8 protein-coding genes are annotated in these 7,425 nt (G+C 63.5%); 2 read left to right on the top strand and 6 right to left on the bottom strand.

Annotated elements, in window-relative coordinates:
• Positions 1-82 precede the first annotated feature (82 nt).
• The 6 genes from GJ698_RS27350 to GJ698_RS27325 form a co-directional block, all read right to left on the bottom strand.
• Positions 83-1,378, bottom strand: a complete 1,296-nt coding sequence (locus tag GJ698_RS27350; protein ID WP_154361024.1) for a DUF2325 domain-containing protein — start codon at positions 1,376-1,378, stop codon at positions 83-85.
• Between the two features lie 15 nt (positions 1,379-1,393).
• The gene (locus GJ698_RS27345) at positions 1,394-1,726 is read right to left on the bottom strand and encodes a hypothetical protein (protein ID WP_154361023.1); all 333 of its coding nucleotides are present in this window, start codon (positions 1,724-1,726) and stop codon (positions 1,394-1,396) included.
• A gap of 104 nt (positions 1,727-1,830) precedes the next feature.
• Positions 1,831-2,028 (bottom strand): hemin uptake protein HemP, encoded by a 198-nt coding sequence (locus tag GJ698_RS27340; RefSeq protein WP_208023386.1) that lies wholly within the window; start codon positions 2,026-2,028, stop codon positions 1,831-1,833.
• Positions 2,029-2,210: 182 nt separating this feature from the next.
• Complete coding sequence (locus GJ698_RS27335; protein ID WP_154361029.1) at positions 2,211-3,005, bottom strand: Crp/Fnr family transcriptional regulator; 795 nt, start codon at positions 3,003-3,005, stop codon at positions 2,211-2,213.
• A gap of 202 nt (positions 3,006-3,207) precedes the next feature.
• Positions 3,208-3,852, bottom strand: a complete 645-nt coding sequence (locus tag GJ698_RS27330; RefSeq protein WP_090176109.1) for a response regulator — start codon at positions 3,850-3,852, stop codon at positions 3,208-3,210.
• Positions 3,853-3,942: 90 nt separating this feature from the next.
• A complete protein-coding gene (locus GJ698_RS27325; RefSeq protein WP_154361022.1) occupies positions 3,943-4,410 on the bottom strand; it encodes a universal stress protein in 468 nt (155 codons plus the stop codon).
• A 266-nt stretch (positions 4,411-4,676) separates the two neighbouring features.
• On the opposite strand from GJ698_RS27325, the gene GJ698_RS27320 reads away from it, so the two are divergent.
• Both GJ698_RS27320 and GJ698_RS27315 read left to right on the top strand, forming a co-directional pair.
• The gene (locus GJ698_RS27320; protein WP_154361021.1) at positions 4,677-5,510 is read left to right on the top strand and encodes a protein phosphatase CheZ; all 834 of its coding nucleotides are present in this window, start codon (positions 4,677-4,679) and stop codon (positions 5,508-5,510) included.
• Positions 5,510-7,375: a chemotaxis protein CheA gene (locus tag GJ698_RS27315; protein WP_154361020.1), complete on the top strand. Its 1,866-nt coding sequence runs from the start codon at positions 5,510-5,512 to the stop codon at positions 7,373-7,375. Before GJ698_RS27320 ends, GJ698_RS27315 begins: the two co-directional genes overlap by 1 nt.
• Positions 7,376-7,425: the final 50 nt, after the last annotated feature.

The raw sequence follows: 7,425 nt of genomic DNA, 5'->3' as shown, positions 1-7,425 counted from the left end.
AGTTCTGCCAATCGCACACGAGCCCTGCCGTAGCAGCCGCTACGGCAGGGCTCGTGTGCGATTGGCAGAACTGACCCCGGAGTTATTCGGCGCCGGCTTGTTCCAGGCCTCGGGCGAGGCTGGAGATGCTTGGGTTGTCGATGAAGACGCAGCGCTTGCCGTTGCGCTTGCAGTAGTCCTTGACGCGCCAGTAGGCGCTGTGGCTGATGCAGCCGGTCTGGCAAATCACCAGGTCCGCCGCGGCCAGGCTCGCTTCGAGGCGGTTGGCGTTGTCTTCCAGCCCGCCATCGTGGTGCGCGAATTGCGCGCCTTCGCGCTCGATCAGCTCGCGGTAGCTGGCGACGTTGCCGTTGCGTCCGCCCACACACAGCACCGCGCGGTCGCTCAGGCGCAGCGGCATTTTCATCACATGTTCGACCACCTGGCGGGCCGCTTCCTGCGGCGGCGCGGCGGCCGGCGCTTCGGCGGCGCGCGCCAGTTCCAGCTTCAGCTCGGCGATCTGGTTGCGCATCGCGCGTTCGCGCTCTTCCATCTGGCCCAGACGGTCGGCCAGCTTGGCGCGCGATTCCAGGCCGGGGATCGACAGCCTCAGCTGTTCCAGCTCGACCTTGACGGAGTCGATCATGCTGTCCTTGCCCACCACTTGCGCGCGCAGCTGCATCAGCTGGGCGGCGTGCCTTTCGGCGTCGGCGGTTTTTTCCGCCATCAGCGCGGCGGCGCGTTGCTGGCTCTTGGCCAGGTCGTGCGCCAGGCGCTTGTTTTCTTCCAGCGTGGCGTTGAATTTGGTGATGTCGGCACGCACGCAGGCGCCGGCCTGGTGCTGCACCATGTGCAGGTCGCGGCACATCTGTTCTTCCAGCTCGGAGGTGCAGCGCGGATGCGTCAGGCCGGCCCAGAAGGCGCCGGCGACGTCGCCGTTGTTGACGGCCGTGCGCCACAGGTCGGCCACCTGTTCGGTGCTCTTGGCGTTGCGGAAGCGCAGCAGCACCGGCGCATAGCGGCGCTCCAGCTCCTTTTGCAGCGCTTCGGACAGGCGGTTGCGGCTGGCGCATTCGGTCACCGCGCCGACGTGCACTTCATAGTCGTCCGCCACTACCTTGCCGTTGGTGACCTTGTCGACCAGCTTGCGCAGCACGCCCAGCGGGAAGCCGACGCCGACCAGCGGGCAGTGGCAGGCATGGCCCAGTTCCCACAGCCGGCGGCGGCGCGACGCTTGCGCATCCTGGCCGCCCAGCACGCTCATGACGTTGTTGATCACCGGTTTGATGACCTGCTTGGACGGTTCGGCCGGACGCGGGCTCGGGCTGGCCACCGGTCCGGCCACTTGCGGCATGGCGGCGGCGATGATGGCCGCCAAGGGATCGTGTTTCTCGCACATGGTCGACAACTCCGCTCAGGCCACCGACGGCACGGTGCGCGCACGCGCCATGATGCGGCTGAGGAAGTTGGTTTTTTCCTGCTCGTGGATATTGCGCTCCACCTCGCTGGCCCACTGTTCCGACAGCTGCGCGCAGGTGGCGCTCAGCACCGGCGCCAGGTCGGGCAGGCTGGCCAGCGCCTTCAGGTGACGCTCGATGACCGAGGCCAGCTTGACGCAGCCGCCCGCGTCGTCGCTGCCGGCGGTGTAGTGCGACATCAGATGCAGCACGGCCGACAGCATCAGTTCGGGATTGTGGCCGCCATGCGATGGGGCGAGGAAAATCGGGTTGCTATGTTCGATGGCCATCAGACGCTCCTGGTTCGGTAAAGAGAGTTTGGCTGGCGGCATGGCTGGCTACTCAGGGGGAGAGTGGGCGCGGCGGCGCCCTTTAACGCACAGTTAATCGTTGCTTACGCGGTCAGAATCAGTTTGTTGAGCTGGGTGATACGCAGGCGATACACGCGGCCGCCATGTTCGATTTCCAGCTCGCGGCCGCCATCCATCAGGCCGGCGCTGCTGACGCGCTTGACCGGCTTGACCGCCTGCACGGCGGCGTTGACAGGGTGGGCAGCGATGGCTGGCGGCATTGCAGGGGTAGTGGTGATCATCGTCTGGTTCTCCATAAATAAGAATGATTCGTATTTGCATTCATTATTGTGGAAGGCGCGATGGAATGCAAGCGTTTTTCTGCGGTTTTTCGTTGTAACGGAGATAAAAAAGATAAAAAAACGGCCCGGTCATAAACCGGGCCCAAGGCTGGGTAATGCGGGAGGTAGTGACTACAAAGTTACTACAAAGCCGCCAGCAACTGGCCGGACGGTACGGTGTCGCCACCCTTGGACTTGCCGGTGGCGGGCTTGCCCCGCGTGCGCGATGGCGGCAGGCGGCGCAAGGTTTTCAGGGCTTCGGGATCCTTGATGCCGATGGTGCGCTGGTCGACGCTGATCAGGCCGATCTCGTTGAACGCCGACAGCGTGCGGCTGACGGTTTCCAGCGTCAGGCCCAGGTAGCTGCCGATCTCGTGGCGCGTCATGCGCAGGTTGAACAGCTTGCTGGAATAGCCCATCTGGGCGAAGCGCTCGGCCAGCGCCACCAGGAAGCGCGCCACGCGGGCTTCGGCGCTGAGCGCACCCAGCATGCCGATCATCGCCTGCTCGCGCACCAGCTCGCGGCTCATGACGCCGTACATCATGTTTTCCAGCTCCAGGTGGATGCGGCCGAGCGCGGTCAGCTTCTTGAATGGCAGCAGGATCAGGTCGCAATCGGACAGCGCCACCGCCTCCGACGAATAGTGGCGGGTGTGGATGCCGTCCACGCCCAGCATGTCGCCCTTCATCGGGAAGCTGAGCACCTGCTCGTTGCCGTATTCGTCGATCAGCACGGTTTTCAGGAAGCCGGAGTTGACGATGTACAGCGTGTCGAACGGCTGGCCGATGGTGTGGATGCGCTGGCCGGTCTTGAACTGCACGTGCTGGAACAGCAGTTCCTCGTTGGCGATGGAATTGGCCGCCGGAATGTGCAGCAGGTCGCAGACTTCCTTGAGGTTCGACCAGAGCCGCCCTTGACGCTGGCGGCCGGCTTCCATCGACGACGATTGCAGCGTCGTCGTGGCCGGGCGAATTTCAGACGTTTGCGTAGACAGCATGGTGGTCTCCTGTGGGCAGGTATCTGGACGGTATGGTTTCAGTATGCCAACACAGTGAGCGGATAGATATCAGCAATGGCTGAATCTAAAGGTAGGAGCCGGGCTAATCTTTGTAGGAGTAGTCCTACTCACGAGCCTGTTATCAGGTCTTGAAAGGGGACAGCAGCCGGTGCGCGACCGCGTATTGCACCATTTCCGACAGCGAGCTCATGCCCATTTTCTGCATGATGCGGGTTTTGTGGGTGCTGACGGTCTTCACGCTCAGATGCAGGCTGTTGGCGATCTCGGTGATCGAGCGGCCCGCCACCAGCAGCGAGAACACTTCGAACTCGCGGTCCGACAGCTGTTTATGCAGCAGCGATTCGTGCGGCATCATGATGTTCAGGGCCAGCTGCTCGGCCACCTCGGTGCTGATGTAGGGGCGGCCGGAAGCCACCTTGCGGATCGCCCCCACCAGCTGGGTGCCGGCGCTTTCCTTGGTCAGATAGCCCTGGGCGCCGGCGCGGATGGCGCGCACCGCGTACTGCTCCTCCTCGTGCATGGTGAGGATCAGGATCGCCAGCTTGGGCGCCTCGGCCTTGATCTGGCGGATCAGGTCGACGCCACTGCGGCCCGGCATGGACAGGTCCAGCAGCAGCAGGTCGAAGCCGCCCTGGCGTACGTGGCCGAGAACTTCGAAACCGTCGATCGCTTCGCCGACGATGTCGATGTCGGGCGCGCCGTCGAGGATGCGCTTGAGGCCTTCGCGCATAATGGTGTGGTCATCCGCAATCACGATTCGTATCATGGAGGGGCCGCTCCAAAAATGATTAATAGTAAGTATTATTATTTTTGAATCAACCTTATGATCTTACTACAAAGTGCGGCCCATGGGATGTTATTTGCTGCCAGGTTCCTTGATCAGGCGGTGCACCAGCACCGGAATTTTGGAGTGTTGCAACACCTTGTTGGTGACGCTGCCCAGCAGCAGCTGGCCCCAGCCGCTGCGGCCGTGCGATCCCATGAAGATCAGGTCGCAGCCATGCTGTTGCGCGACGTCGACGATTTTCAGCGCGGCACTTTCGTGGAAGGCGGTCAGCGCCTCGCAGCGCACGCCGCGCCGGGCGCAGGAGTCGGCCACGTCCTGGGTGTGCTGCTTGCCGGCGCGCTGCATGGCGGCGCGGTATTCGGTTTCGCTGGGATAGCTGGGCGGGATGATTTCGACGTAGATCGGGTACTGGTATTCGGGCGCCACGAACAGCGCCAGCACCTCGGCGCCGAGCTGTTCGGCGAACTGCACGCCGGCGCAGGCGGTCTTGCTGGAGACGGCCGAACCGTCGGTGGTGATCAGGATTTTGCGGTACATGATGAACCTCCTTTCAGATCAACTCCGTGCTTCATTGTAGTCCCGATTTACATTATTGACAGTATAGAAAGACTTGATGTTTATCAAATAAAAGCGCTTTATCCCGTGCGGCAGGGTGTGGGCTTTTATGCGTTTTACACCTTTTTTTTGCACTAAAGCACTACTTTTGTGTCATGGACCGTCCCCCGGCGATCTATCCAATGTTAGTATCTCCAAATACAGCAAGTTTAGGGCAGTAAATTTATCAATATGGAGAAGCAGGGATTATGACTAACGCCGCTGACGATTTCGACGCCTTATTTGAAGAAGTGTCCGCTCAGAGCAAGACCGCAGCGCCTGCTCCAGCGGCTGCGCCAGCCCCGGCCGCCAGTGCAGAAGATGACCTGGAAAGCCTGTTTGAAGAAGTCGCCGCCGCGCGCCCGGCCGACGCCGCGCCGACCGCCGCCAGTGCCGCACCCGCCGCTGCCGCGGCCGAGGGTGACGGCGACGGCGAGCCGAAGGAAGACAAGGCCATGTTCGAACGCCTGGGCGGCATCGTGCGTCTGCTGCACGACTCGCTGCGCGAACTGGGCTACGACAAGGCGCTGACCGAGGCGTCGACCCAGATCAACGACGCCCAGGACCGACTGGAATACGTCGCCACGCTGACCGAGCAGGCCGCCAACAAGGTGCTCAACACGCTGGACGAGGCGATGCCCGACCAAGACACCTTGTCGAAGCAGTCGAAGGACATGGAAAACCGCTGGGCCGACCTGTTCGCGGGCAAACTCAGTCTGGATCAGTTCAAGCAGCTGGCCGGCGACGCGCAGCAGTTCGCCATTGCCGTGTCGGCCGCGACCGAGACCGAAAAAGCCCGCCTGCTGGACATCATGATGGCGCAGGACTTCCAGGACATCACCGGTCAGCTGATCAAGAAAGTCGTGAACATCACCAAGACTGTCGAGAGTGAACTGGCGACGCTGCTGCGCGACAATGCGCCGCCGGCGGTCAAGGAGAAGATCGCACAGAAAGAAGTGTCCCTGATGTCCGGCCCGTCGGCTCCGACCGTGGCGCTGAATCAGGATAGTGTTGACGATCTTCTTGCCGATCTGGGGTTCTAATGGACGATATGCTGAAGGATTTCGTCGTCGAGGCGATGGATCTGGCGGTCAATGTCGAGGAGCACCTGCTGCGCCTCGAACGCGACCCGGACAATAAAGAAACGCTGAATGCGGTGTTCCGCTCCTTCCATACCATCAAGGGCGGCGCCGGTTTCATGGGCCTGCCGGCGATGGTCACCGCCTGCCACCTGACCGAAAATCTGTTCGACGCCCTGCGCACCGGCGCCGCGCCGGTGACCCCGCTGTCGATCGAAGCGGCGCTGCAGGCCTCGGGCTTCGTGGCCGACCAGTTGGCCGAACTGAACAACGGCGCCGAGCCGAGCAGCCTGCCGGCGCTGCCGGCCAGCCTGGAAACCCTGCTGAACGACGCCATCGCCGGCAAGACCGATTCGGCGCCGGCCAAGCCGGCCGCCGCCCCGGCGCCAGCGCCGGCCGCCGTCGCTGCCGCACCGGTCGCGGTGGCCGCGGCGGTGTCGTCGCCGGACGGCCTGGACTGGGAAGGCATGTACGAAGCCGTGATGCCGGCCGGTAGCTACACCCGCTCCGCGCCGGCGCCGTCCGCCGCGCCGTCGGCGCCGGTGCCGGCCGCTGAAATCGCCGCCGTGGCCGCCGCCGTGCAGGTGGCGCCGAAACCGCGCGAAGCCGCCGAGAAACGCGAAGAACGTCCGCAAAGCGCGCCGGCCAAGGAAGAGTCGATCCGTATCGACGCCGTCAAGCTGGACGCGTTGCTGGAAGTGGCCGGCGAATCGGTGCAGGCCGCCAACCAGGCCGCCGTGCTGCTGGAGCGCCTGCTGCAATTCAAATTCGAAGGCCAGGCCCAGACGCTGATGGCGACGCTGGCGGAAACGCTGGAACGCGCGTCGCGCTACTCCACCGAACTGCAGCGCGCCACCCTGGCGACCCGCATGCAGCCGGTCGGCCGCCTGTTCCAGAAATTCCCGCGCCTGGTGCGCGAACTGGCGCGCGACCTCGGCAAGGAAGTCGAACTGGACATCGAAGGCGCGGAAACCGAAGTCGACCGCGTGGTTGTGGATTCGCTGTACGATCCGCTGGTGCACATGCTGCGCAACTCGCTGGACCACGGCGTCGAAACGCCGGAAGAACGCGCGATTGCCGGCAAGCCGATCAAGTCCTTCATCCAGCTCAAGGCATGGCAGGAAGCCAACAGCGTCATGATCGTGCTGCAGGATGACGGCAAGGGCATGGACCCGGTACGCCTGCGCCAGAAGGCGCTGCAGAAAGGCCTGATCTCGGAATCGGCGCAGTTGTCCACCGACGATTGCCTGCAGCTGGTATTCTTGCCGGGTTTCTCGACCAAGGAAGTGGCATCGAGCGTGTCCGGCCGCGGCGTCGGCATGGATGTGGTGAAGACCGCCGTGGAGAAAAACCGCGGCGCGATCCAGATCGAGTCCGAGCTGGGCAAGGGCACCAAGTTTTCGATCCGCCTGCCGATCGAGCTGTCGATCGTGCCGACCATGCTGGTCTCGACCTCGGGCGCCGCGCTGGCGCTGCCGATGGCCGTGGTGCAGCGCGTGGTCGAGCTGCCGGAAGTGTTCATGGAAGTGGGCGGCGCCCCGGTGCTGAAAGACCAGGGCCGTCCGCTGCCGGTGCGTTCGCTGGCCGACTCGCTGGGCTACGACAGCTGCCGCGAGAAGGTGGGGATTGTTGTCTCGGCGCCACAGCCGTACATCCTGGCCGTGGAAGCGGTCGATGGCACGGCCGACCTGGTGATCAAGCCGATGACCGCGATTACCGTCGAGGGCATTACCGGCACGGCGCGCTCCGCCGAGGGCGAGCTGGTGCTAGTGGTGGGCCTATCGTTCCTAATGGACGGTTGTCGAGGTAGTGTACGCATGGCGGCCTGAGTCTCAGCAGACTCGGACCAGAAAGACCAAAAGCCTGCGTTCACGCAGGC

The organism is Duganella aquatilis (genome assembly GCF_009674565.1).
Classification (GTDB): Bacteria; Pseudomonadota; Gammaproteobacteria; order Burkholderiales; family Burkholderiaceae_D; genus Rugamonas; species Rugamonas aquatilis.
The sequence above is the reverse complement of the archived record's forward strand: the minus strand, read 5'-3'. Positions and strand labels throughout refer to the sequence as shown.